Source organism: Psychrobacter sp. H29 (genome assembly GCF_059073055.1).
This window is the reverse complement of the sequence record NZ_JCACRY010000001.1, coordinates 2606688-2631289: the sequence shown is the minus strand read 5'-3', so window position 1 is coordinate 2631289 and position 24602 is coordinate 2606688. Positions and strand designations below refer to the sequence as shown.

Here is a 24602-nt window from a genome sequence, read left to right as displayed (position 1 = left end):
TAAAGTTGATGTAACTTTAGCAGGGGTTTTTTATGCTCTCAAAAAAACAAGAGAAGTGGCTTAGAGAAGGCCGAGGTCAAGGTGAGCTTGCCGATTACAAACCTTGGATAAAAATCTCTGACATATCTTCTTCAGGTCGATCTCATAGAGTTTTCGGTCATAAAACCAAACGAATTCATCATCTACTCTCAGATTTAGAGTTAGCTACATTTTTAGTGCTTGAATGGAGTCCCACAGTTCTTGATATTAGAGAGCAATTCCCTCTTAACTATGACGATACCCTCAAAATCGCAGAAGATAAGCAAATTAAGCATTCGAGTTTCGGAGGTGATATGAACATCATGACCTCAGATTTTTATGTAATTAGTTCTAATACACATTCTAGTCAGTTTGCATTACAAGCTAAATACTCAACCAAGTTAGATGACATTCGAACCATAGAAAAGTTAGAAATTGAGCGTCATTATTGGCAGTCCAAATGTATTCCTTGGCAAATAATTACTGAGAAAGATATTCCTGTAGTTATCCAAAATAATATTAAGTGGCTATACCCAGAATCGAACAGTCGAGTCACTTTCAATATTGAAGAAAAGTTAGACTTCTATATTGATCAGTTCGGCCAATCTCCTTCGAAAAGTCTCATAGATTTATGTAAAGAGGTTGATAGGGTTTATTTTAGTGAATTAGGCGCTTCTTTAAACGAGATCCGGAAACTATTAGCACTTAGATTTTTTACTTTTGATATTTTTATAGATTTCAGAAGATTGAAGTGTAGCGATATCTATATCTCCAGTAGTAACGACTACAGCTTGATAGCTGAGGAGATTCTTTATGTTTCGAATCAATGATGTATACAACAACCAGGGGGAAAGATATAGGATTTTAAGTCTTTTATCTAAAAAGATTGTGTGGATTGATATCGATAAAGAATCTGCGTTACCTGCGTTAATCTCTTATGAAGAGCTAGCTAATCTTATTGAAGAAAACGTTTGCTATTTAGTTGATGATCCTTATCAAGACTTGATCTTACAAAACCCTGAAGATGCGAGTACTGCTCAGTTAAAACGTGATAGCAATTACGAGCTGATAAAACCTATAGTCAGTCATAGTTTATATTACCTTCCAGCAGAGCGAGCAAAGCCCATAAACGAAATTATTCAATCAAATAAAAGTACTAAACAAACTTTATATCGTTTGCTACGACGCTATTGGCAAAGAGGACAAACTCCTAATACATTATTACCAAGCTATAAAAATTCGGGTGCAAAAGGTAAAAAACGTACTGCCAAAAACAAAAAGCTAGGTAGACCAAGAGTTCATAAAGAAGGCTCTGGCGCAATAATTAATAGTGAAACGGAAAGGTTGTTCTTAAAAATCATCAGTAAATACTTACTAAGCGATAAACAACATACAATACTTTATGCTTATCGACAATTTAAAACTGTATATCGATCCCTCAATCCAGATGTTTATGAAGAAGACTTTCCTAGTATTTGGCAATTTAAATATTTCTACAATAAAGAGTTTACCTCTGTTCAGAAACTTAAATCTAGGCAAAATAAAATAATCTATAATAAAGATGTTAGACCAATGAATTCTACTGTTAATACTCAAGTGCTTGGACCTGGTTCACGCTACGAAATAGATGCCACCATTGCAGATGTTTATCTATTATCTGATTCAGATAGGCAGAGTATCGTAGGCCGTCCTATCATTTATTTCGTTGTTGATGTATTCAGTCGCATGATAGCGGGTTTCTATACTGGATTTGAAAACCCTTCATATGCCACTAGTATGCAAGCTTTGAAAATGGCAGTTACTGATAAGCAGGACTATTGCAAAGAATACGGGATTAATATCTCTACAGATGACTGGCCGTGTATAGGGCTGCCTGATGTACTCCTAGCCGATCGCGGCGAATTACTTGGTCATCAAATTGAAACCTTAGAAAAGAGCTTTTCCGTTCGAATAGAAACTACACCTCCATATCGTGGAGATTTGAAACCTGTCGTAGAAAGGTACTTTAGAACTATGCAAGCAAAGTTCAAACCATTTGCTCCAGGCGTTGTAACGGGTGTAAAAGAAAGAAAGAAAGGAGGGAAAGATTACCGTTTAGATGCTGCCTTGACTATTAAGGACTTCACTAAAATTATTCTTAATTCGGTTTTAAGGTATAACCAAACTCATCAATTAAGACATTATGATAGAGATAGCGACATGCCATTAGACTTACCAGCTGTTCCTCTTGAGTTATGGAATTGGGGGCTACAACATCGAACAGGTAAGTTACGTTCTGTGTCAGAACAGTCTTTACACATTGCATTATTACCTAGAAAAAAAGCAACATTGTCAAATTTAGGGATTAAGCTTTTTGGTAATTACTATACTTGTGCAGAAATGAGAGATCTAGGCTGGTTGCACAGAAAAAATTCAATGCACAGACCTAAATCGCTAGTAGTTGCTTATGACCTCCTTGATGCAAATACTATCTATATTTTTTATGAAAAAGATAGCCTAAAGTATTGGAAGGCTCATTTATCTGATCGATCTAGAGAGTTTAAAGGCTGCAGTTTTTGGGAAGTTTGGCAGATTCAACAAGAACAGAAAAAAACAGTTGCAGCACAAGAAGTGAAAAGTGATTTAGCATTAGAGAAGTTAGAACGAACAATCGAGAGCATTATACAGAATGCTGTAGCATCTAAATCCAAATCTTCTCAAACTAAGCAAGCTCAGCTAGCCAATATTAACGACAACAAAAAACTGGCTAAAGATGAAGAGCGTCAAAGCAGAAGAAATAAGGCTCAGAAAGGTCAGTTAATTCAACTGCCCAACACAATAACAAACGAACGCAATCAAAAAAAATTGAGCGATGAAGAGCTGGCACTAGAATATCCTATCTATCACCAGGCTTTATCTGATGATGACTAATCACAAGTAATTGAGGTCAACTATGGTTAACGCTATCTATCGGGAAAGTTTTGGCGCATACAAAGGTAATCCATTCATCGAAGCATTACCTGCAGTGCTCGAACCAGAACAAGTCTCTAAAAAGTTAAAGGGTTTTGTAGACTGTTATGATTCAGATAAGCAGGCGTCATCGTCAGTACGTGGACATCTTATATCTCAATTGATGAATCAGTTTTTCCAGCCAATTAATAGGCACATTGATCTTGAAAAAAAACTATCAATTATGATCCGTGAAGGCTATATAGGACGTAACCCCAATGATGGCTCATTGAGTACACACCTACAAAATGGGTATGAGAGGTTAATGTCAGGAGTAGACGATGCAATAAGATTTCCTTCGGTAACCTCTACAGCGCGTAGTCTAGCATTCATTGGTTGCTCAGGTAGTGGCAAGACCACTACTCTTAATAAAATATTATCGACTTATCCTCAAGTCGTTTACCATTCAGGATTTAATTTTACCCAAATTGTTTATTTGAGAATAGATTGTCCACATGATGGCTCATTAAAAAGTTTATGCCTGCATTTTTTTAGAGCGATTGACCAAGCACTAGCCTCTAACTACGAAAAGAAATATGCCTTGAAACGTCATGGCATTGAAACTTTGTTGAATTTGATGCGACAAATCTCTAATCATCATGCTATTGGATTATTGGTCATTGACGAAATTCAACATCTCAGCGTCAATAAGTCGGGTGGCGCTGAAAAAATGCTCAATTTCTTTGTAACTCTAGTAAATACTGTTGGTCTACCAGTTGTTATGGTAGGGACACCCAAAGCACGTTTCATTTTTGAAGGTGATTTACGATCTGCTCGGCGTGGCGCAGGTTTTGGGTCAATTTTTTGGGAACAAATGAAGCAAGATAGAAATATAGAGTTAAGTGATGGAAGGCTTATCAAATCAGAGTGGAATCGATTCACTGATAGTTTGTGGAAGCTTCAATGGCTTAGGAAAGCTGATATCACTTTAACAGACGAAATACGAGAATGTTGGTATGACCTATCTCAAGGAATCTTAGATATTGTCGTTAAAATATTCGTTCTAGCTCAATTACGAGCTATTGACTCAGGGTTAGAACGTATTACAGTCAAATTATTGCAAAAGACTTATGATGACGATCTCAAACCAGTCCATTTAATGATCGAAGCTCTACGTTCTGGACAAGTAGATAAAATCGAAAGATTTTCTGACCTAGTAGTTCCAGCTTTTGATAAAAAACTGTTACAGTTGCAATCTTTGTTAAATAAAAAGAAAATTGAATTTGATGAAGTTGCCGAGTATCAGGGCCATGAGATGAGCATCAGGCTACATCGCATGCTAGTCAATATGGAACAAAACTCTTCCCTATTAGTACCTACCGTTAAAAAAGCTATTCAAGAGTTACCTAACGCCTCGATATCAGATTTAATGTCTATAGTCTTAGAGTGGCTGAAAGATGAAGAGCGTAATAAAACCATCTCAACTGTAGAAACAAAGCATAGTAAAACAAAAACGAAAGCTACTCTTATTAAGCAAAAAGACTGGCATACGTTGGAAACAGAAGACTTACGGTTTCAGTTTACCCAAAAGGACACAGACGGGCTACTTTATGATCATTTAAAGAAATCGACTGCACTTATTTTTGATATCAATGATTGGCTACCTAAGGTAAGTTGAAATGCTTAACTTTCCCATGCTCTATGAAGACGAGTTGATTTATAGCGTCATTGCTAGAGCTGGTGTTAGAGCTGGCATCATGAGTCCTAAACAGCTACTTGATGAAGTTTTTGATAATCGAAAAGTTATCGCTACAATTGATTTACCTAATCAGATATCAGCTATCGTAAAGTTATATCATGGCCATCAATACAAAGTAGAAACCTTAATCTATAGCCATACCCTATTTCCTATTTACGCACCATTTATTCCTGAAGATAGACGTAGACAGTGCTTAGCGTGGATGAAAGGAGAGTCACGTGGTTCCGTACATCTAGCAGTGGGACTGAATGCATCAAGAGTACCCGCACCTAAAAAAGTACGCTACTGCCCCTCTTGTTTTAAAAGCCAATTGGATAGTTTAGGTGAGTTTTACTGGTCAAGACTGTGGCAAATACAAGGAGTAAATTGCTGCCTTGAACATGGATCTTTAATAGATTCTGAGCTTGATTTTCGTCCTATTGCACGGCATTCATACGTTTCGGCCAATTTTAAAAGTAATGTTGCCATTGTTCAACCGCATGCATCCGAAACAGATATTTTTGTCGCCCGTAAAGCCCTAGAGCTGTTAACCTTATCGCCTTTACCATCTCCTAGCTATGAACAATGGTCTCTGTTTTATAAAAACTTAGCCCTGTCGGCCAATTGTAATAGAGGCTCGGGACATATCGACTTTGATAGTATCGTAAATAAGGTATTAGATAGATGGAGTATCAGTAGTTTACATCGATTTAACTTGCATGATTTAGATGCAAATAATAGCTGGTTACGCTCAATATTTCGTAAACATCGAAAAAGTTTTAGCTACCTTCAGCATCTTATTGTCATTGAAGCATTTATTGGGAAGAACTGGGATTTTAAAAATATTATTTCACATGCAAGTGCGTTGAATATAAAAAAAGAAGATGAGGTACTAAAACCTAGCGAAAAGTCTACTTCAAACATCCAACTTAAACGCGACCAATGGCAAAACTTAGTAGTAGAGTGTCAGAAAAGCATCAAGCAAGCTCGACAAGAAGATGGTGGGTTATATGCTTGGCTCTACCGTCATGATAAACCATGGCTGCTTTCTTATAACAGGTCCCATCATAATAAACATATTGAAAACGGACTTAAACATGACTGGGGCAAGCGTGATAGATTGTATGTAAGGCAGCTAATAAACATCAAAAACATCCTAATATGGGATCTAGATAGCCCTAGAAGATCGAGTAACTGGTGGTTAAAGCAAGCCGAGACCTCTTCGACAGTTGAGAAGAATTTGGAAAAACTGTGAGCTATGCTGAAGAAACCGTACAAGTAAACTTGGTAAACTAAGCATATTAATCGGAGTTTATCATGGTCAAGAAAATAAGAACCTATAGCACAGAATTTAAAGCTGAAGCCGTTAAGAAGATATCAGACAATAATGGCAATATCTCAGCGACTGCAAAGCAGCTTGGCATCGCCATGCAAACCTTATCGAACTGGAACAACAAAGCCAATCAAGGCAAGCTGATTGGCACAGAGCAATATGATCCTGATCTCATGAGTGCTCTTCAAGAAATAAAGCAGCTCAAGCGGCAGCTTAAAGTAGCCGAAGAGGAGCGAGAGATATTAAAAAAGGCGACGGCGTACTTCGCGAAAAACAGCTAGTCAGGTACGCCTTCATCAAAGATAACCAGCACTTCTTTACCATCACCACTATGTGCCGCGTGCTAAGGGTTAAGCATTCAAGTTACTACGACTGGCTGAGTCGCGATATCAGCGAGCAGCAGATACATCGCAACCATTGTGAGCTACTCGTTAAAGCCGCTCACAGTGAAACTCATGAGCGCTATGGTGTTGAGCGTCTGCATGCGCATCTAAGTGAGCAAGGTCATAACATCAGTCCCTACATGGTCAGAAGCATCAAAGAGGAATACAGCATCAAATGCCGTCGCCACAAACACTTTAAAGTCACCACCGACTCCAATCACAACAAACTGGTCTATCCAAACGTGTTGGATCAAGAGTTTGATGCCAGTCGCCCTAACCAAGCGTGGGCCAGTGACATCACCTATATTTGGACGCTTGAGGGCTGGTTGTATTTAGCGGGAGTCAAAGATTTATATACCAAAGAGCTGGTCGGCTATGCGATCAATAAGCGAATGACCGCAGATCTAGTATGCAAAGCATTGAACATGGCCATCAAGAATAAACAACCAAGCAAAGGGCTAGTCGTTCACTCTGACAGAGGCAGTCAGTACTGTAGCCATGCTTACCACAAGATCATCAAGCAGCATCAGTTTACAGGTTCAATGAGCGGTAAAGGCAACTGCTTTGACAACGCACCCATAGAAAGCTTCTGGGGCATATTGAAGAACGAGCTAGTATATCACCAAGACTATAAAACAAGGTTTGCAGCTATCAGAGATATCATTGGATATATTGAGTTATATTATAATCAGACTAGGATTCAAAAGGGTTTAGGCTATAAATCGCCAAGACAGGTGTGGTTTGATTATTATCGTCAGGCTGCGTAATCAAAATCTCCCAAGTTTATATATACGGGATTGACGGCAGGGGTCAAACTGAATCCAGTTGCGTTTAGTATTATGTAGAAAACCTAACCCAAATGTACCTTTATGGGAATAGTCGGCTGTTTGGGCTGTACTTTTAACTAAGAAAAACTACGAAGAATTGATTTAACTATTTAGTATGAAAATATTCGATTTACTTGCTTGATGCCTGCTCTCACTTCAAATAACCTTCATGGCCTGAAAAATATCCCTTCAAAGTCATCCTGTCAAAACTATAAACATGGGCATGAGGTGCTTCTCTGCATCGACCAACCAACGGCTGCTTTTGATCAGGTTTACCATCAGCTAGTTCAATGGGTGCTGTGCATATTGGACAAATGGAAGTGAAGGCCGTTATTCTCGCTATTCTATAACCGTCAGCCCCCTTGTACATTTCAATATCAGCATTGTCTGTATTTATATTTGCAAATAACAAAGGCGCTTTACTGATGCGGTGAGTCATTAAGTGATGTAAGGGTTTAAAGAACCATATAAAATTCATATAAGCGAATGGTATGAACGCTAATATAATTAATGCTGTTATTAAGCTTAATGATGGCAAATCCTTTATGAATATAATAAATAAGACCGCGAACAAGACGATAAGTATATCTATAAGAAGACTAATAAGCATCAAAGCAGTCAACAGTAAGCCTTTAGGGCTGTACATCTTTAATTCACCATTCTTAAAAAAAATTCGAGTGAGAATTGAGGGTTTTATTGTCGAGTTATGCTCTCTCACATAAATTATCTTGCTATAGTCTTCAGGCGGATCTTCATCTTCTAATGCAACAGATGGTAGCAATAATTCGACAGGTTCAATATCCAACCAAAATGCCTTTTCATTACCTCGACCCCCTCGTGAAGACTCCACCTGGATCACAGGGGTATAGCCAACACGATTAAGTATTTCGGAGTCCATTTGAGTTCGAACAAAATCGGATAAATACTTTTGGATCTTCCTAATATTTATCTGCTGTTGGGCTTCTTTGCTATCGATATCATCTAGACTGACATTCTTATCAATGGCATAAATTATTTTACGAGTAATTTTGTCAGGCTCGTAAACATCACCTTCATTTTCTGGCAGGCTCTTTAGCCTACGCTCTAACATTATCTGTAAATAACGCTGGTTTTTAGTTTCGTTATGATACAAGTCAAGACGATTGCTTAAATTCTCAAATAACTCTAAGTATTTGTTTTTCATTAGTATTAAACCGACTCAAACCCGTTTGTTATCCCTTTTAAGGGTGTTTACGCAAAAATACTCAGCTCATACTAACCTCAGTTTTTACAAACCCTAAAGAGGATAGTAACCATGCTAATGAATATTGCTATTAATGATCTAGATCAACTGGTTAATATTAAACAAGTAGAAAGAGGACTCGCTTGTAACTGTCATTGTTTTGAATGTAGCGAACCCGTTGTTGCTAGAAAGGGAGAGAAAAACGAGCATCATTTCGCTCACTCTAGCAATAAAGAAAGTTGCCATATCAACCCTGAAAGTATCCTACACAAGTTTGCTAAGCAAGTTATTATGGAGAAAAAATGTGTGGTATTGCCACCCTTGCCAGAAACAGATGAGACTGAAGCAAAAAATTGGCAGTTCTCAAGCTTAGTAGCAGAGCAGGCTGTTGGCTCAATTCGGCCTGATTTATTAGCAAATATTGATAATGAGATGCTTTTTATCGAAGTTGCCGTGACATCATTTGTAGATACTCACAAACTTAATTTCATCAAACAACTAAATATCAAGACCATTGAGATAGACTTGCGAGAACTACTAAAGCGCAATGTCTGCATTCCCAGCGATGAAGCAGAACAGTTCATTCTAAAACAAGTAGATAATAAAAAATGGTTATACCCTGAGGCTAAGAAACCTGACGAGCCGTTGGCAGATTGGTTAAGTACGACGCCCTTACCTGAAATCAATACGAACCACGTTGCTGATGGTAGTGAAGAAGCTCAATCTAAGCTGCCCAACAATTATGTTAAACATCGCTTTATTATTAATAATGTATGGGTAGATGCATGGGTGTTTAACGATGGGGGTATTTCAGTAAAAACGGTCAGTTATAATCCAGAGATTATAGCTTTACTGAAGCAATGGAGCAAAGAAGGTGGTGGTAGATATACACCAAAATTCAAAGCTTGGAAGTATTGTAATCCTTTCTCTCATACGGTGTTACTACGTTTGCGAGAAATGGATACTACACCCAAGCTCTAATTTATTTGCGATGGATATATTAATACTGCTGCAATTTGGATGAAAAACACAATGAACATGAAAAGATTTACAAACCGCAAATTTAAATTTTGTTCTACTTGTAGCTCTAAACAGACAATTAGAGTGATCGAAAAAGATGACTGGAAGCTAGGTGCTTACCATTGTCTAAAGTGTAATGTCGATACTGTCGATAGCTTTGTACTTGTTGATTATTATGAAAATGGGTGCAGGATTGTCGCTAAGAAGATAAAAGCCTATGATTTATTTAATAGAAAGTAACGCTTTAGTAAACTACAGTGGAATTGTTGGAAACTCAACAATCTGAGAGGCAGATCCTAGTTCGATACCTGTATAACGCACCAACCCAATAATTAATGACGTGGTAATTACCGAACTGATTCAATCAGTTCGGTACCCTAGTGAGGACTTGAATGCTAGGCTCTAGGCTCATGATATAAATAGGTTGAGCTATTGAAATATTGGTAATGTACTTTTGAGTGTACAGAACATTAGCTTTTCGAGCTTAAGATCAGCTATTTTCTATATAGGTTAACCGTACTATCTAAAGTCACACTGTTACTGAAATCTTTAGTAATGCTTTAATTTAAATCACTATTTGGACTGATTCCAAACAGTCGTTTATATTCTCGGCTAAATTGGCTTGGGCTTTCATATCCTACTTGCATGGCAATTTGTGATATTTGCAAGTCGTTCATTTTAACCAGTCGTCTTGCCTCCATTAATCGCAAATTTTTCTGATACTGTAGCGGACTCAACTGAGTAATTTCTTTAAAATGTTGGTGAAATCCTGAAACACTCATACCGCAGCGGCTTGCTAAGTCTGCAATAACCACAGGTTCATCTAAATGCAATTTGAGCCAATCGATTGCTTGGGCAATACGATGGGTATGACTACCATTTGTTACCAGCTGTCGCAGCTTATCGCCTTGCTGTCCTGATAATAAGCGATAATAAATCTCTTGGTGAATCAAAGAAGATAAAAACTCAATGTTATTTGGATAATTGAGCAAGCCTATTAATCGTTCAAACGCTGCCATGATAGCGTCATCTAATTGCCATTTAATTCCTAAATAACGCTCGTCTGTATATTTTTTAGGTGGCATCTTAGCGAGTACCTCTCGAATCATGACAAGATTTAATTTCATAGATAGCACGATGACAGGATGTTCGGACGATGCCTTTTTAATGTGCATGCTCAATGGGGCGTCTATCGGACAAAACATCAGATCACTATTGTCAAACTTTTGGCACTTTTTTCCTAAGTAAATCTCGCGCTCACCTTGCAGAACGATACATAGACTTGGCTCTTGAATATAGCTGACCGTTTTATTTGGTCTATCAGCACAGTAAAAAAATAAGTCTGGAATAGCAGATTCGATCGTTTGATTTTTGGGTAATAGATTGAGTAACTGGCCAATGGTCTCTGTCTGCATAAAATTTTACTTATTTTGAATTTACTTAATAATATAATTTTTTGTAGAATTAGGCAATTTTTTTGTAGGACTGTTCTAATAAGTTTTTGATTACTCACTTATAATGATGGCATCACGACACATCAAGTCTGATTTTAATAATACTCAACAAATCCTATGAATCCAGATAAGGAATACATGATGAAAATTTTTTATAAAACTCGCGCAACAGCAACTGGAGGCCGTTCTGGACATACAGGTCTTGACGATGGCTCGTTAGGGTTTGATTTGGTATCTTTTCAAGAACGAGATAAAGAAGGTGTGAATCCAGAACAGCTGTTTGCGATGGGTTACGCCGCGTGTTTTGATAGTGCTTTGAATATGACAGCACAACAAATGAAACTACCAATAACTGGGTCAAAAACCTCTGCTCAAGTCGGTATTGGTATGAAGGCTGATAACAGCTATAACTTAGATATAGATTTATCTATCGAAGTGTCTGGTATTGACGAGTCACAAGCGCAAACTCTAATCGAAACCGCTCATCAAGTTTGTCCGTATTCAAATGCCACTCGTGGTAATGTTGATGTGCGCCTGCATGTTACTGTCGCTTAAAAAGCAGTGGTACTTATCTAATAAGTATAAAAAAACAACATAATAATTATAAACTTTATCATTGCTTGACTAACTCTACATGGTCAAGCAATTTTTTATACCTGAAAATATTTCTGCTTTTCCTATATTTGGGGCGTATTTCTAACAATTGGCCACTCAATAGCGTAGATCCTACCACTATGTATGGAGGCATTGAGATTGGCTATACTGATTATCCTTATTACCAAAAGTAAGCAATCCGTTTTTAGCTCTCAGAAACCTACAATCTTTCCTAAGTCAGATGGTGCAAGATTATGAAAAGTCAAATCAAAAACAAACTCAGACAGATATTAATTGGCTATATAGGTCTTTTTCCTACGCTGTTAATCGTGCTGAGTGTATTAAAGCCGGTTACTAAGGATTTGAGCTTTCCAGTGGTTGTACTGATAGAAACCATAATACTTGTGCCACTAACCCAGATGGTGTCTTTTCCATTGGCAGGTTGGTTATTTAATCGCATTAGAGGCGAGAAATAATGAGCCTTTCACAAAGTCTGAGGTATACAACATGCAGTCATAATATTTCAGCAACGGAATAAAATAAATAGATATTCTAAACGTGCTAGATGAGCTCAAGTATCCACAGGTTGAAAAAGGTGTAGTAAAGCTTGTAATAGTTATCGAATATTAATTCCATTAAAATGCTCCTATAAGCAATTTTTGTAATTATAGGAAGATATACGAGGGCTGCTATTATAATTCTCACTGCTACATAAGAATTGATCGAAGCGAGTATCACCATTTATATAACGCTGCATCCATGCGATACCAGGCTTACTGAGCAACATTTCGTGAAAACCGTAGCTTGCGCAAAAATGACTGCCATTGTTAACCTCAACTTTCATTTTAGGGCCAGCCGCATTGTTATAGAAAACGTTGGTATATTTATTATTGGGTGCAATACGGTCGTTCTCACAAGCAATGAATAAGGCTGGTGTGTTCATAGTGGCATAGCTAGTATCGTAATAGGGCGCTTGTGCAATAACGGCACGAACGGTACTACGATCAGTTGCCAATTTAAGCGCGCCACCGCCGCCCATTGACCAGCCGATAACGCCTAAGCGATCTCGATCTACAATGTTACCAACCGTACTATCGAGTAGAAGCTGATCCAATGCCGCACTGAGTTGAGTGGCTCTGCTATCTGGATTATCAGAGATATGGTTTGTATTGATAGTGATAACGACAAACCCCCAAGAAGCCAGACGCGGCCCCCACCATCTTATAGAGGATTCATAAGAGACATAGCCAGGAACTACGGCGATACCACCTAAAAGGCCACAGCCGCTAGCATTAGTCGGATAATATATAGTGCCGCCACCGAAGCCATCAGCTGACTGACGAGGTACGTGTTTGGTACTTACTGTAAAAGGACCCTTATCACGAGTATTTGAAAGGGCATCAGCAGTGATTGCGCTGTCGGAAATACAGTTTGACAGAGTCGGTGCTGGTAATGCTTCTAATGCTTCGTTTGGTATCACAACGGTAGTCTCAGATACTGTGATCTCAGCTAAAGTCGGCATAGCAAAAATAAGAGTACCCGCAACGATAACTACTCTCGAAAGTAAAAAATCTTTTATCATGATGAACAGCCTTTTATAGGGTGGTTGTGCTTATACTGATTTATTCTGTTCGTGATCGGTGCGCTATACAGGCATCGAACTGCTAGTATTGGACATGAACTTAATCACTATTAAATCCACAGCACAGGGTTATCGAGCTGTGTGATTAAAATCTCCCAAGTTAATTTCTATTAGATTAACTGCAGGGATCAGTATTTAGATACAAAGCAATCCACTAATCATTAAAATAACTATAGCGAGTGAATATGACGGACGATACTAATTTACCTAGCCCAACCTTGCAAACACTGCTTAAAAAAAGCCGTGTTGAAATGGTGCGAATTATACTAAAAAATAGCGATGGAAAGTTACCTTTAACTGCCAGTAAAGTGGGTGGTATGGGTTATTTGCCGATGGGCGAAACCTATCCCAGTCAGACAGACGGCAAACCATTGGCATTACTCGTGCAGATAAATTTTTCAAAGTTAAGTAACGCTGTGGATTTAACGCAACTACCGCAACCATTGCCTGATAATGGTATCTTACAGGTATATATTGGCAATACTGACTTATACGGTGCTGATTTTGATAATCCTTATCCTAGTGATACTTATCAAGTGCGTTATTGGGCGGATACAAACTTACCTGTTAATCAAGCCGATTTAGATGAGACTATGGCTAGTATCAAAGCAGTTTTTCTAGAAGAGGATTACGTATTGCCTTTTGGCGTGAAGGATGAATTTGCCCTCACATTCGAGAAAGCGGTACAGTCTTGTAACCTCTATGCTTACAACTCATCTGATACGAGCGAACTTTATGATGAAGATGCTATAGAAGCAGAGCTCAAAGCAAAAGGGTTGGATGATGTTGACCCTTACGATGTTATTGATAAATACCATGAACTGGCAGGCATTGGTGGTCATCAAATCCTAGGCTATTCTTATTTCACCCAAACTGACCCTCGTGAATATGAGGAATCATTAAGACAACATATTCTATTATTCCAACTTGATAGCGATGATGACGTGGATATCATGTGGGGTGATATGGGTGTAGCGAATTTCTTTATTACGCCTGAAGCACTTTTAGCACGAGATTTTAATCAGTTAGTATACAACTGGGATTGCGGTTGATTTATTATCTATAAGTGTCGTCAAGACAGTAAAGCAATTGCGATGGCATAATAGAACAGCACAACTCATAAGAGTTTCTCAAAGTCTTAAAGTCTTAAAAACGGTAATTTTTTAGACTCCTTTATTTTGCCTGTTTTATGTATAAATACTTGTCTATTAAACAGCGTGTAACGAACCATTTAATTATTCGCTTTAGACAAACAAGCCATATAGAGTAATTTAATTAGATTTTTAGGATATACTCTAAGGGAACCACCAAAAGGCTTCAAAAACCAATTAATAGACCACTTAAAGTAGACTGGTATAATGGAACCACTTCAAACAGACTATGAAAGTGCCTATGTTGATCAAAACATATTTGAAACAGACGACTAAGCAGCTATATACCTAACCTTAGGTATAATCTAATCAATCCCCAAAAGTATATAATTTCACGAAATCTAGTCTGAACCTTGGACTAGATCCCGTATCTCAACATCTAACGCATCACAGATTTCATAGACTTTCTTGAGCGTGACATTCTTCTCACCACGCTCAATATTTCCCATATAGCTTCGATCAATACCTGCCATCTCTGCCAGTCTCTCTTGAGATATTCCTTTGCCTTTTCGCACCTCACGAACACGCTTCCCGAAGGCAATCATGCGATCATCTGTTGTCATTTCATTAACCACTGCTAAAGATAGCAATACTCACAGTGGTAAGCTACAATATCCACGGGATATAGTCGGTATTGAGAGGTGAGCGTGAAAACTAAACTAGAGTATCAGTCAGATATAACAGAAACTAATAAGCTTATCTGTGAGAGGTACTGGCTAAGAGAAGGCGATAAACGAAGTGGTTTTATATATACCTGTAAAGAGATAGGTCAAGAGTTTGATGTTAAGCATCAGGATATACCTAGTATCGTTAAAATAAATGCTCATCTTGTCGTACTGGACTGTCAATGCATAGACTGCGGTAAAACTAAGATTTGCTATACTCGCTCACAGCTAACTCGATTGGATACTATTAGATGGCGGTGTGATGATTGCAGGGAGGCGCTTGAAAAAAGAATGGATCAAGAGTACTTAGAGTATCGTCTTAAACAAGACCGTTTAGCAGAGGGGAGAAGACAGACCGCTCTAGAGCATATCAATCAATGCAGAAGCATTCAATTAAGCAGTATTCCTTCAGTCACTGAGCTTAACGATGTGGATAGGCTGCTACTTGCAGCGACTATAGAGAGTATAGGAGCAGATAATTTAAAGAATACAGTTTCTCTACATGATAACTTATCACTACCTTTATCATCGTTCTCTAAATTAGATGAAAAGATACTACATCATCTCTTTAACCGAAATCTGCTCATACTAGCTCCTGAAAATAGCTACGAATACGTAACCATCAGCGAAGAACAGGAGTTAGAAATAGACTTCCATCAAGCGATCTTTGAGTTTACTTATAGTATTGAGAATCTTACTAAAATCTTGATAAACGCTAAATCTAAAAAAAATGTCAGTGCTCTAGTAGCGGATAGTCAATTTAAGAGCTGGTGTGAACAGGTGCAACTAGGAGAATGTTTAAGCTACCTGATTACTAGGTCAAGACTGAACGATCTAGCACCGCCTATTGGCGACAAGCTAGTTAGCATTCTCAGATCATGTCTAGCTGAATGCGCTGTATCAACCATGCATTATGTCATTTGGAAATCTGTTGAAAATGCTGCTGCATACGTGCAAAAACCAAATATTACTCAAAGACATGCTTCAAATTCTGTTTCTGGTAATATAGAAAGGGTTTTCGGTAAAATACATAGTGGTAGTTGGAATCGCAATAAATCTTTTCGCGATGCTAGCCACCCTCAGTCTGCAATGGCCAAAATATTTTTTGATTATGTATTTGGAGTAGATGATGGTAGTTTTCACTACACTATTGATGAGTTATTTAGTCCATATAGGCCCCAGAAAGTTTTAGAGCCAATAAGTTATGCAACTTTAGGAGATACTAGAAGTACGAATTATTCAGTCACAATCGCTCTTGATATCAAACAATCATGCTCTACCTACGTCTAAATCATTAACACAACTAAATTAGCCAAATAAGGTATACCAGTAAGAGAAAGATTGTCTAGATAGAAGACTATATAATTTGCTGAGCAAATTTATTATTACTAATAGGAGCTAGTATGGAAGACTCTAAATTCGAAGAATCAATTACTGATGATCGTCCTATCCTCGTTAGCCAGCAAGAAATAGAAAAACGACGCCGTATTAGCGCTATTACTTCGGCCAGTTTCGCAGTAGACAACCTTCCTGTCAATCCAGATACTCAGCATATTTTCAAAGACTTTGTGGAAGGTAAAATTGCAACTAACGAAGAAGTAACAGCGCTACTACACGCTCACTATACTAAGGTAGCGCTTGAAGATAATTGACTACCATTTTTTCTTTTACGAAAGAATCAGTATGATACTTTATTACTCCAAAATACAACTCGGTGCTATGATTGAAGCTACTCAGTATGATACTTTATTATTTTTTACAATAAATTATATATAATAAAATCAATAATTTATAAAAAAATCAGTATGATACTTTATTACTCTCTGACATTTATTACTTAATAGTCACCTATTATACTGAAGTATTACCAACCATTCTATGATGCATCACTAAATCCTTCGCCATCTACTACTGACAAGATGACGAAGGGTTTTTTTTGAATAACGAAATAAGAAACTATGCATCATTTATATGACTATAGTTTCTACTATATAGGTACTGAACGCATGGATACTGAGAGTGAAAGCACTAACCAAATAGACATTATCTATGAAGATGAGCACCTAGTGGCAATTAACAAAGAAGCAGGGCTGCTAGTACATCGCAGCTGGCTGGATAAAGGCGAAACACGCTTTGCCATGCAGCTGACCCGTGATGCGGTCGGTTGCCATGTGTTTCCGGTGCATCGTTTAGACAAACCGACTTCGGGCGTGCTGTTGTTTGCCAAAAGCTCAGCCGTAGCGCGTACCTTGACCGAGGCGTTTACTGAACGCAAGGTTACCAAGCAATATATAGCCGTGGTACGCGGTTTTATGCCAGAGCACGGCACGATTGATTATGCGCTCAGCTTTAAGCCTGATGCCATCGCCGATAAGTTTGCCAATGTGGACAAACCCGCTCAAGAGGCGGTGACTCACTGGCAAAGTTTGGCACAGATTGAGCTGCCGTTTGCAGTGTCAAAAAAGCATCCCACCAGCCGCTATAGCCTTGTGCGCCTGACACCTGAGACGGGACGCAAGCATCAACTGCGTCGGCATATGAGACATGTATTCCATCATATCGTGGGTGATACCAGCCACGGTGATATACGGCACACACGATTTTTTCGCACTCAGTATGACTGTACGCGGATGCTGCTACATGCTCAGACGTTGGCGCTCAGTCATCCCGTCACTGGTGAGCCATTGCTGCTAAAGGCAGGAATGGACGATCAATGGATGCGCATCCTAGAAGCATTTTCTTGGGTGGAGCGTGCTGAGAATTAAGTTCCTAGTGCGGTATTACCATCAGTACTTTAACTCTATTCATATAACATCAGTGTACATAGCAGTGTAATTTTCAAAATAAAATGTCGCGTACGCCCCAAAAATTTAGAGTATGAATATGAAAAAATATTTTTTAATATTAGTAAGCTTATTAGTAGTCGGTTGTACGACAAACCCTGTGGCTGCCCCAGCTGAATATGTGGAAGTAACAAATCCTATTCAAAAGGTCATTGAACCTGCACCAAAGACTAGTATTTTTCGCTATTACACTGATCCCGTAACGCAGGCACAATCTATGGCATCTGTAGGATGAGTTTTCAAATGGCAGAAGGGTTGTCTCTACCTAATACACAAAGACGGTAGTTACATGACAGCTATGTTTCCTAAATATCCTGAAAATGCTGTTAAGTGGAATGAATATGATAAAACCTTAAGTTTGAATGGGTATGTTTTTAAAATGGGTGACTACATTAGAACCAATGGACGATATTCAAAATATTACCCCGATAATGATATAGAAGAATACGCAAAACAAGGAGATAAAAATTGCCTAACTCCTATGCTGGTAGAGATTGGCACTGTAGGTTTAAGAAAATAATTTTGAGTTCCAAGCTAGTAAACTACTAATAGTAGACCGCTAGCTTTGATACTTTAAACCATCCCTAATTAGAAACTTCTGAAACTGTGGAATATTTTTTTCAGGGGAGTAATCGTCTCAAGTTTCCATACTTTTGGATATTTATCTACTGGGCTGTTTACAGCCTACCTCAAAAAACTAGCCTGATACACCTGTAAACACATTGATAGACCACTCAAAATAGACCAAACCAATAAAATCACTTATAGCAGATCATTAAACTATCCATGGTTCTCAACACTAAGCATTACAAGGCGATTCGTGATTTTTATCCTTTAGATACATCACTTCAAACCCTCAAAACAATCCTTTATACAGAAAGTAAAGCCCTACAACAGTCAGCAGCACTGCAAAGCATTTTTTTAGTAGCGCTGGTGATAAGATATGCGCGACTTTTGCGCCCAGCTTGGCGGTAAAAAAGCTCATGATACTGATACCCAAAAAGGCATAGATATGCACAAAGCCAATCGCATTAGGTACATTGATATTGGCCTGCATCCCAAAAATCATAAAACCAAGCGCGCCTGCGATAGCGATTGGTAGACCGCAGGCAGCGGACGTGCCTACCGCTTTTTGCATCATCACACCGTAACGTGTCAGATAGGGCACCGTTAAACTGCCACCGCCAATACCAAAAATAGCGGAGGCAATACCAATACCCGCGCCTGCTGCCAGTTGCTTCGGTTTTGATGGCAACGCGGCAACGATATGCTGGGCGCTGTTGTTTGTTTTCTTTTTGCCGCCTATAAACATCTTATAGGCAACCCACAGCAAAAACACACCCACAATCAGCTGAAGGTACAATCCTGATATTTGCCCTGCAATCCCTGCCCCAAAAAAGCAGCCGATGGCTAAACCTGGGGTTAGGTTTTTGAAGACTGGCCACATGACGCCGCCTTTTTTGTTGTGCGCCATGAGCGAGCTGATAGAGGTGACGATAATGGTGGCAAGCGAGGTACCCAGCGCCAGATGCATCACGGTATCAGGACTGTAGTCCATTTGGGTAAAAACGATAAACAACAGCGGCACGATGATGGTGCCGCCGCCCACGCCGAACAGCCCCGCCGCAAAGCCTGCTAAGGCCCCAATGATTAAAAATATGATAAGTTCCACAGAATCGTTACTTTTGGTTAGAGGATAGAAGGGTACGGTTAAGCTATGTCTATTTGACGGACTTGACCGACTGGATGATAGCGACGGTTGAAATAGACCAGACTCTCGCCTGACCCATCTCCGCCCTCAGCATGTCTGTCAGTTTGGCTAATCGCGACGACGCGGCACATAAAGACGCTATGCGTACCCACCGCTTGTACTTGCTCAATCTCGCAATCAAAGCTGACCAGCGCATCGTCTAATACAGGCGCACCTGTGACCAAAGTATGCCATGCACCATGGGTGAAGCGCTCATCTGACTCAAGCTTTGAGGCAAATACATTAGACAGATGCTCATGCTGCGAGCCGAGCACGTTGACACTTAAGACGTTATTGTCCACAAAGTGCGTGTGCGAGCGCGAGGTTTGGTTCATACAGACCAGCAAGGTCGGTGGATTATCAGTAACACTGCAGACTGCTGAAGCAGTGAACCCGTGTATGCCTGCCGCGCCTGCGGTAGTGACCACGTTGACTGCCGTCGTCAGCAGTGACATGGCGTCTCTAAAATTGCTTGCTTCACTCATTACTCACACCCCAAATTTGGATTATTACTAATCTCTCGTTAGCCTACTAGTTCTTGACGAACGATGTCTGCGCCTGCGCTTAATGCTTGTAATTTGCCTTTTGCCACTTGGCGCGATAGTGGTGCCATGCCGCAGTTGGTTGAAGGATAGAGCTTGTCGGCATCGACAAATTGTAGCGCTTTACGTAAGGTATCCGCGACCGCTTCGGGCGTTTCAATGTCGTTGGTCGCCACATCAATCGCACCAACCATGACCTTTTTACCACGAATCAGTTCAATCAAGTCCATCGGTACGCGCGAATTTTGGCATTCCAAAGAAACGATATCGATTTTAGACTGCTGCAATTTGGGAAAGGCTTTTTCATATTGACGCCACTCTGAGCCGAGCGTTTTTTTCCAATCGTTATTGGCTTTGATGCCGTAGCCGTAGCAGATGTGTACCGCCGTTTCGCACTTTAGCCCTTCAATCGCGCGCTCAAGGGTGGCAATACCCCAGTCGTTGACATCATCGAAGAATACATTAAACGCAGGCTCATCAAACTGAATGATATCCACGCCCGCCGCTTCTAATTCTTTGGCTTCTTGATTAAGGATAGTGGCAAATTCCCATGCCAGCTTTTCGCGGCTCTTATAATGACTGTCGTACAACGTATCAATCATGGTCATCGGCCCAGGCAGCGCCCACTTGATCGGCTTGTCGGTGTGCTGACGTAAAAACTTGGCATCATCAACAAACACAGGTTTCTGGCGACTCACGGCACCGACGACTGACGGTACACTGGCATCATAGCGATTGCGGATACGCACGGTTTCGCGCTCATTAAAATCCACACCGTCTAAATGCTCAATAAAGGTAGTGACAAAGTGCTGACGGGTTTGCTCGCCATCACTGACGATATCAATCCCTGCCTGTACTTGCTCTTGTAGCGACACCAATAGCGAATCTTGCTTGGCTTGGACTAAATCCTCACCGTCCAGCTGCCATGGTGACCAAATTTTTTCAGGTTCCGCCAGCCAAGTGGGTTTGGGTAAGCTGCCAGCAGTTGAGGTTGGTAGTAATACTGTCATATTGCTTCTTCTTTTGTATTGGTCTTTTATAAATTTTTTCATGACATGATCAATTAGGCAGCATGCTGTTTAGGCAGTGCCTCTTTCACAGAGTAACTGGCCGCCCATGTCTCAAGAATATCCTGATAAGGCTTGATAAAATGTGTTTCAGTGAACTTGCCTTGGGTCACTGCCATTTGGCTACGCTCTGCACGGTCATATACGATCTGGGTCAATGAATAATCTTGGTAGTTCAAGCTTGGCTGATACACTTCCCCAGCGCTTGAGTTGGCATTATAAATCTCAGGGCGGTAGATCTTTTGAAAGGTCTCCATGGTACTGATCGCGCTGATGAGCTCAAGATCGGTATAGTCACTGAGTAAGTCACCTGCAAAATAAAACGCTAACGGCGCGACGCTACCTTCAGGCTTAAAATATCGCACAACTAAGCCCATTTTGTGAAAATAGTCGTCGGTGAGCGAGTATTCATCTTGCTTGTACTCGACACCCAATACCGGATGTTGATTGTTGGTACGATGATAGGTTTTGCTTGTCGACACACTCAGGCAAATCACAGGCTGCTTATCAAAATTGGCTTTATAGGCATCTGAGTTCAATAGGTACTGAAACAGCTTGCCATGCAAGTCACCAAAGTGCTCTGGTGGCGGTGACGTTGGATTTTTATCGAAATGATCTAATAGCACGACGCTAAAATCATAATCGCGCACATATGATGAAAAGCTATTACCAATCATACCGTTGATGCGTTTGTTTTCTTTGTGGTCAATAATCGTTGTTTTGAGTGTTTCAATGACAGGAAAAGCATCGCCATTGCCTTCGATATCCATATCTACAGAGACGATATCAATCTCAACAGAATAACGATCTGCCGTAGGATTGTCCCAATGCGCAAGGGTATTAAAACGATTGTTAATCATCGTCAACGTTTTGCGTAGGTTGTCCTCGCGCTGCTCTCCGCGTGCTAAGTTGGCAAAATTTGTCGTCAGTCGCGTATTGTCAGCAGGATGATAGTTTTCGTCAAATCGAATGCGCTTAATGGAACAGTTAAATTGTTTACTCATGATAACTCGCTACCTTAAAATTCTAGATAAACCATATTTGTATATGAGATAAATAATACCTGAGCTATTACATGAATAAAAACGATACTATTTTAATATAAAGTGAATTAAATTCATCTTTATATAGATTTGAAATTAAATATAGCTTGTCAAATGCAATTTTGACTACTGTTATAAAAAAATCGAGGTCTGCAAAAGACTGAGAAGTGAACGCTTTGACCAGTGAATAGAGCGAAGAATATAGGTTGAGACTTAATGAGAAGTGATATAGGCGATACGGCATTGTTTCATTCATTAAAACAATGTCATTAAAATATTGTTATTGAAATATTGTCATAAAAGTCAATTAACCCCGCTATTATTGGCTTAATAGCAGGGGCTTCATACTTTTAAAGTTTATGACTCTAAGATAGATTGGACCTAACTGACCTCTTTAGGCTTAGGTTTATTACTCGAATAAATAAAGTACAGCGCAATCGCCAAGCACACTAACGCACTGATGCGACTGCCTGACAAACTGATGGCTTCATTACCGAGCCAACCAAAATTATCGATCAATACGCTCATACTCAGCTGACCAAAGATCACCGCGACCGTGGCCACAGCGGTACCAATACGCTGTACGGCAACCACCATGATGACGATATAAGGCACACCGCACAGTGCACCAAGCAACTGCCACTTAGGGACATCCATCAACGTTACCGCATGATTGGGCTCAAAGAAGAAAATAAGCAATGCGGTCACGACTGCCCCAACAGAAAACGTCAGAAAGGCACTTTTGAACACGCCAACATTGCTACCCAGCCGACCATTCAATGCAGCCTGTACACTCAGGGTAGCACCGCCAATCACGGCCAGTACAATCATTAAAATAAGCATCATGTGGTCTACCCCTTTGCCATAAAAATAAGTGCTGCAATGATGAAACCTAATGCAATCACTCGTCTAATATCTATTTTGCGCTCCTCGGTTTCAAACAGCCCATAGTGATCGATGATCAAACTTTGAAATACCTGCCCTGCAAGTATGCCAATCATTGTCAGTGCAATCCCAATAACAGGTGTGACCACCGTTAACACTACCACGTAGACAGGTCCCAAAACGCCGCCAATTAGTAGTAACGGTGGCTGCGAGAAAAACGAGGGACTCTCTCGCGGACTAAAAAATAGCATCAAAAAAAACGTCAATGCCGCCCCAACACCAAAAATACTAAGCGTCGCCCAAAGTTCACCCACCTGACTGCCTAGCGGGCCGAGTAGCCCAGCCTCAACCGACAATCCCATACCACCTAAAACCACCACCAGTATCAATAAAATCTGCATAAAACGATCCTCAATGAGCAATGCGGCGTAGTTTACCGCAGCCCATACCTACGAAAAACGCTATAATGTAGAAATGACTTTTGCATAAGTTGCACAGATGAATAACGTCGACAACATCAGCATAAAAACCCTGCTATTTTTTATCAGCGTTTTTAATGCCCAGAGTTTCTCTGTCGTGGCACGAAAAGAAGGGGTTTCTGCCTCAAAAGTGTCTCGAATTATTAAGCAACTAGAGGACTCGCTAGGGCAGCAGCTCTTTTATCGTAATACCCGCGCCGTTATTCCTACTGAAGCGGGACGCGTATTTATGGGCTACGCGCATGCGATGACTGAAAGCATGAATGCGGCGCAAAAGGAGTTGCAAGACAGGACTTTAGAACCGGGTGGGTTGTTAAGAATTAACGCCCCGGTATTTTTTGGTCAACGGCATATCGCACCTTGGATACCAGCACTCAGTACTCGCTATCCCAAATTACAAATAGACTTAACGCTCACTGATGATTTTGTGGATCCCCATCATTATGCAACCGACGTTATTTTTCGGATTGGCACATTGAATGATTCGTCCTTTCATGCACGTATTTTCGGTGAGCAAACCTATCACCTTGCAGCCGCGCCAGCATATATAAACAAGCATGACACTCTACAAGCACCTTCTGACTTGGCTCATCATAAATGCTTATTTTATAAGGGCTCATCAGGGCCAAACCGCTGGTTTTTTAAGAAAAATGATGAAAACTGGACACCAGTTGCCGCCCCTGCGCTGCTCATGTCAAACAATGCGGAGTCGTTGCTGGTATCAGCGCTCAAAGGCATGGGGGTTGTACTGTTTCCTGACTGGTTAATCGGTGATCATTTAAAGAGTGGTAAATTGGTGAAGCTCCTACCTGAGTATGAAACTGCCATCAAAACGACGCCTCAGCATATCGCTGCTATCTATCCAAATACGCGTCACATCTCTTTGAATGTCAGAACCTTGATTGATTATTTCACTGAGATCTATGGCGAGCCGCTATATTGGCAGGTCAACTAAGAAACAATGAATGAAATTCCGTAATCTACCTTAATCTTTATAGAAAACTCAGATAAGACAAGA

The 24602-nt window shown here is 39.9% G+C and carries 24 protein-coding genes; 14 read left to right on the top strand and 10 right to left on the bottom strand.

Annotated elements, in window-relative coordinates; all coding sequences use genetic code 11:
* The first annotated feature begins 32 nt into the window (after positions 1–32).
* From AC5JP1_RS10705 to AC5JP1_RS10685, 5 genes are all read left to right on the top strand, one after another.
* Positions 33–848, top strand: a complete 816-nt coding sequence (locus AC5JP1_RS10705; protein WP_493844109.1) for a TnsA endonuclease N-terminal domain-containing protein — start codon at positions 33–35, stop codon at positions 846–848.
* A complete protein-coding gene (locus AC5JP1_RS10700; protein ID WP_493844108.1) occupies positions 832–2928 on the top strand; it encodes a TnsB C-terminal domain-containing protein in 2097 nt (698 codons plus the stop codon). Before AC5JP1_RS10705 ends, AC5JP1_RS10700 begins: the two co-directional genes overlap by 17 nt.
* A gap of 22 nt (positions 2929–2950) precedes the next feature.
* Positions 2951–4624: an AAA family ATPase gene (locus tag AC5JP1_RS10695; RefSeq protein ID WP_493844107.1), complete on the top strand. Its 1674-nt coding sequence runs from the start codon at positions 2951–2953 to the stop codon at positions 4622–4624.
* 1 nt (position 4625) lies between these two features.
* Positions 4626–5939 (top strand): TnsD family Tn7-like transposition protein, encoded by a 1314-nt coding sequence (locus tag AC5JP1_RS10690; RefSeq protein WP_493844106.1) that lies wholly within the window; start codon positions 4626–4628, stop codon positions 5937–5939.
* A 62-nt stretch (positions 5940–6001) separates the two neighbouring features.
* A protein-coding gene (locus AC5JP1_RS10685) for an IS3 family transposase (RefSeq protein WP_493842780.1) occupies positions 6002–7167 on the top strand; the annotation gives its coding sequence in 2 pieces (ribosomal slippage) (positions 6002–6260 and positions 6260–7167; 1167 coding nt in all).
* Positions 7168–7378: 211 nt separating this feature from the next.
* Here the strand turns inward: AC5JP1_RS10685 and AC5JP1_RS10680 are convergent.
* Complete coding sequence (locus AC5JP1_RS10680) at positions 7379–8410, bottom strand: hypothetical protein (protein ID WP_493844105.1); 1032 nt, start codon at positions 8408–8410, stop codon at positions 7379–7381.
* 111 nt (positions 8411–8521) lie between these two features.
* On the opposite strand from AC5JP1_RS10680, the gene AC5JP1_RS10675 reads away from it, so the two are divergent.
* Entirely contained in the window at positions 8522–9430 is a 909-nt protein-coding gene (locus AC5JP1_RS10675) for a competence protein CoiA family protein (protein ID WP_493844104.1), read from the top strand.
* Between the two features lie 599 nt (positions 9431–10029).
* On the opposite strand, the gene AC5JP1_RS10670 is transcribed toward AC5JP1_RS10675, so the two are convergent.
* Positions 10030–10884 carry an AraC family transcriptional regulator gene (locus tag AC5JP1_RS10670; protein WP_493844103.1) on the bottom strand — a complete coding sequence of 285 codons (855 nt, stop codon included), beginning with the start codon at positions 10882–10884 and terminating at the stop codon, positions 10030–10032.
* A 180-nt stretch (positions 10885–11064) separates the two neighbouring features.
* Here AC5JP1_RS10670 and AC5JP1_RS10665 point away from each other — a divergent pair, with 180 nt between their 5' ends.
* Positions 11065–11478 (top strand): organic hydroperoxide resistance protein, encoded by a 414-nt coding sequence (locus tag AC5JP1_RS10665; protein WP_493844102.1) that lies wholly within the window; start codon positions 11065–11067, stop codon positions 11476–11478.
* 293 nt (positions 11479–11771) lie between these two features.
* Complete coding sequence (locus AC5JP1_RS10660; protein WP_493844101.1) at positions 11772–11993, top strand: hypothetical protein; 222 nt, start codon at positions 11772–11774, stop codon at positions 11991–11993.
* Between the two features lie 170 nt (positions 11994–12163).
* Here the strand turns inward: AC5JP1_RS10660 and AC5JP1_RS10655 are convergent, their stop codons facing one another.
* Complete coding sequence (locus AC5JP1_RS10655) at positions 12164–13099, bottom strand: alpha/beta hydrolase family protein (protein ID WP_493844100.1); 936 nt, start codon at positions 13097–13099, stop codon at positions 12164–12166.
* Positions 13100–13344: 245 nt separating this feature from the next.
* Between AC5JP1_RS10655 and AC5JP1_RS10650 the strand changes: the two genes are divergently transcribed.
* Complete coding sequence (locus AC5JP1_RS10650; protein ID WP_493844099.1) at positions 13345–14211, top strand: YwqG family protein; 867 nt, start codon at positions 13345–13347, stop codon at positions 14209–14211.
* 440 nt (positions 14212–14651) lie between these two features.
* On the opposite strand, the gene AC5JP1_RS10645 is transcribed toward AC5JP1_RS10650, so the two are convergent.
* Positions 14652–14855, bottom strand: a complete 204-nt coding sequence (locus AC5JP1_RS10645) for a helix-turn-helix domain-containing protein (RefSeq protein ID WP_493844098.1) — start codon at positions 14853–14855, stop codon at positions 14652–14654.
* A 102-nt stretch (positions 14856–14957) separates the two neighbouring features.
* Between AC5JP1_RS10645 and AC5JP1_RS10640 the strand changes: the two genes are divergently transcribed.
* The 4 genes from AC5JP1_RS10640 (at position 14958) to AC5JP1_RS10625 (ending at position 18338) form a co-directional block, all read left to right on the top strand.
* Positions 14958–16265: a hypothetical protein gene (locus AC5JP1_RS10640; RefSeq protein ID WP_493844097.1), complete on the top strand. Its 1308-nt coding sequence runs from the start codon at positions 14958–14960 to the stop codon at positions 16263–16265.
* A 113-nt stretch (positions 16266–16378) separates the two neighbouring features.
* Positions 16379–16627, top strand: a complete 249-nt coding sequence (locus AC5JP1_RS10635) for an antitoxin VbhA family protein (protein WP_493844096.1) — start codon at positions 16379–16381, stop codon at positions 16625–16627.
* A gap of 354 nt (positions 16628–16981) precedes the next feature.
* Complete coding sequence (truC, locus tag AC5JP1_RS10630; RefSeq protein ID WP_493844095.1) at positions 16982–17740, top strand: tRNA pseudouridine(65) synthase TruC; 759 nt, start codon at positions 16982–16984, stop codon at positions 17738–17740.
* 367 nt (positions 17741–18107) lie between these two features.
* Positions 18108–18338: a hypothetical protein gene (locus AC5JP1_RS10625; RefSeq protein WP_493844094.1), complete on the top strand. Its 231-nt coding sequence runs from the start codon at positions 18108–18110 to the stop codon at positions 18336–18338.
* A 336-nt stretch (positions 18339–18674) separates the two neighbouring features.
* Here the strand turns inward: AC5JP1_RS10625 and AC5JP1_RS10620 are convergent, their stop codons facing one another.
* The 6 genes from AC5JP1_RS10620 to AC5JP1_RS10595 all read right to left on the bottom strand — a co-directional run bounded on the left by AC5JP1_RS10620 (position 18675) and on the right by AC5JP1_RS10595 (position 23506).
* Positions 18675–19490 (bottom strand): sulfite exporter TauE/SafE family protein, encoded by an 816-nt coding sequence (locus AC5JP1_RS10620; protein WP_493844093.1) that lies wholly within the window; start codon positions 19488–19490, stop codon positions 18675–18677.
* Between the two features lie 38 nt (positions 19491–19528).
* Entirely contained in the window at positions 19529–20053 is a 525-nt protein-coding gene (locus AC5JP1_RS10615; protein WP_493844092.1) for a flavin reductase, read from the bottom strand.
* A 38-nt stretch (positions 20054–20091) separates the two neighbouring features.
* Entirely contained in the window at positions 20092–21120 is a 1029-nt protein-coding gene (locus AC5JP1_RS10610) for a methionine synthase (RefSeq protein ID WP_493844091.1), read from the bottom strand.
* A 53-nt stretch (positions 21121–21173) separates the two neighbouring features.
* Complete coding sequence (locus AC5JP1_RS10605) at positions 21174–22181, bottom strand: DUF1852 domain-containing protein (RefSeq protein ID WP_493844090.1); 1008 nt, start codon at positions 22179–22181, stop codon at positions 21174–21176.
* 420 nt (positions 22182–22601) lie between these two features.
* Positions 22602–23063 carry a DMT family transporter gene (locus AC5JP1_RS10600; protein WP_493844476.1) on the bottom strand — a complete coding sequence of 154 codons (462 nt, stop codon included), beginning with the start codon at positions 23061–23063 and terminating at the stop codon, positions 22602–22604.
* An 8-nt stretch (positions 23064–23071) separates the two neighbouring features.
* Positions 23072–23506 carry a DMT family transporter gene (locus tag AC5JP1_RS10595; RefSeq protein ID WP_493844089.1) on the bottom strand — a complete coding sequence of 145 codons (435 nt, stop codon included), beginning with the start codon at positions 23504–23506 and terminating at the stop codon, positions 23072–23074.
* A gap of 97 nt (positions 23507–23603) precedes the next feature.
* Here AC5JP1_RS10595 and AC5JP1_RS10590 point away from each other — a divergent pair, with 97 nt between their 5' ends.
* Complete coding sequence (locus tag AC5JP1_RS10590; protein ID WP_493844088.1) at positions 23604–24539, top strand: LysR family transcriptional regulator; 936 nt, start codon at positions 23604–23606, stop codon at positions 24537–24539.
* Positions 24540–24602: the final 63 nt, after the last annotated feature.

Bases quoted from the DNA above. Each gene is read 5' to 3' on its own strand.
- AC5JP1_RS10695 (WP_493844107.1), top strand. From the start codon at position 2,951: ATGGTTAACGCTATCTATCGGGAAAGTTTTGGCGCATACAAAGGTAAT.
- AC5JP1_RS10670 (WP_493844103.1), bottom strand. From the start codon at position 10,884: ATGCAGACAGAGACCATTGGCCAGTTACTCAATCTATTACCCAAAAAT.
- AC5JP1_RS10690 (WP_493844106.1), top strand. From the start codon at position 4,626: ATGCTTAACTTTCCCATGCTCTATGAAGACGAGTTGATTTATAGCGTC.
- AC5JP1_RS10680 (WP_493844105.1), bottom strand. From the start codon at position 8,410: ATGAAAAACAAATACTTAGAGTTATTTGAGAATTTAAGCAATCGTCTT.
- AC5JP1_RS10645 (WP_493844098.1), bottom strand. From the start codon at position 14,855: ATGATTGCCTTCGGGAAGCGTGTTCGTGAGGTGCGAAAAGGCAAAGGA.
- AC5JP1_RS10625 (WP_493844094.1), top strand. From the start codon at position 18,108: ATGACAGCTATGTTTCCTAAATATCCTGAAAATGCTGTTAAGTGGAAT.
- AC5JP1_RS10675 (WP_493844104.1), top strand. From the start codon at position 8,522: ATGCTAATGAATATTGCTATTAATGATCTAGATCAACTGGTTAATATT.
- AC5JP1_RS10595 (WP_493844089.1), bottom strand. From the start codon at position 23,506: ATGCAGATTTTATTGATACTGGTGGTGGTTTTAGGTGGTATGGGATTG.
- AC5JP1_RS10700 (WP_493844108.1), top strand. From the start codon at position 832: ATGTTTCGAATCAATGATGTATACAACAACCAGGGGGAAAGATATAGG.
- AC5JP1_RS10605 (WP_493844090.1), bottom strand. From the start codon at position 22,181: ATGAGTAAACAATTTAACTGTTCCATTAAGCGCATTCGATTTGACGAA.
- AC5JP1_RS10655 (WP_493844100.1), bottom strand. From the start codon at position 13,099: ATGATAAAAGATTTTTTACTTTCGAGAGTAGTTATCGTTGCGGGTACT.
- AC5JP1_RS10600 (WP_493844476.1), bottom strand. From the start codon at position 23,063: ATGCTTATTTTAATGATTGTACTGGCCGTGATTGGCGGTGCTACCCTG.
- AC5JP1_RS10665 (WP_493844102.1), top strand. From the start codon at position 11,065: ATGAAAATTTTTTATAAAACTCGCGCAACAGCAACTGGAGGCCGTTCT.
- AC5JP1_RS10615 (WP_493844092.1), bottom strand. From the start codon at position 20,053: ATGAGTGAAGCAAGCAATTTTAGAGACGCCATGTCACTGCTGACGACG.
- truC (WP_493844095.1), top strand. From the start codon at position 16,982: ATGGATACTGAGAGTGAAAGCACTAACCAAATAGACATTATCTATGAA.
- AC5JP1_RS10650 (WP_493844099.1), top strand. From the start codon at position 13,345: ATGACGGACGATACTAATTTACCTAGCCCAACCTTGCAAACACTGCTT.
- AC5JP1_RS10590 (WP_493844088.1), top strand. From the start codon at position 23,604: ATGAATAACGTCGACAACATCAGCATAAAAACCCTGCTATTTTTTATC.
- AC5JP1_RS10705 (WP_493844109.1), top strand. From the start codon at position 33: ATGCTCTCAAAAAAACAAGAGAAGTGGCTTAGAGAAGGCCGAGGTCAA.
- AC5JP1_RS10610 (WP_493844091.1), bottom strand. From the start codon at position 21,120: ATGACAGTATTACTACCAACCTCAACTGCTGGCAGCTTACCCAAACCC.
- AC5JP1_RS10660 (WP_493844101.1), top strand. From the start codon at position 11,772: ATGAAAAGTCAAATCAAAAACAAACTCAGACAGATATTAATTGGCTAT.
- AC5JP1_RS10635 (WP_493844096.1), top strand. From the start codon at position 16,379: ATGGAAGACTCTAAATTCGAAGAATCAATTACTGATGATCGTCCTATC.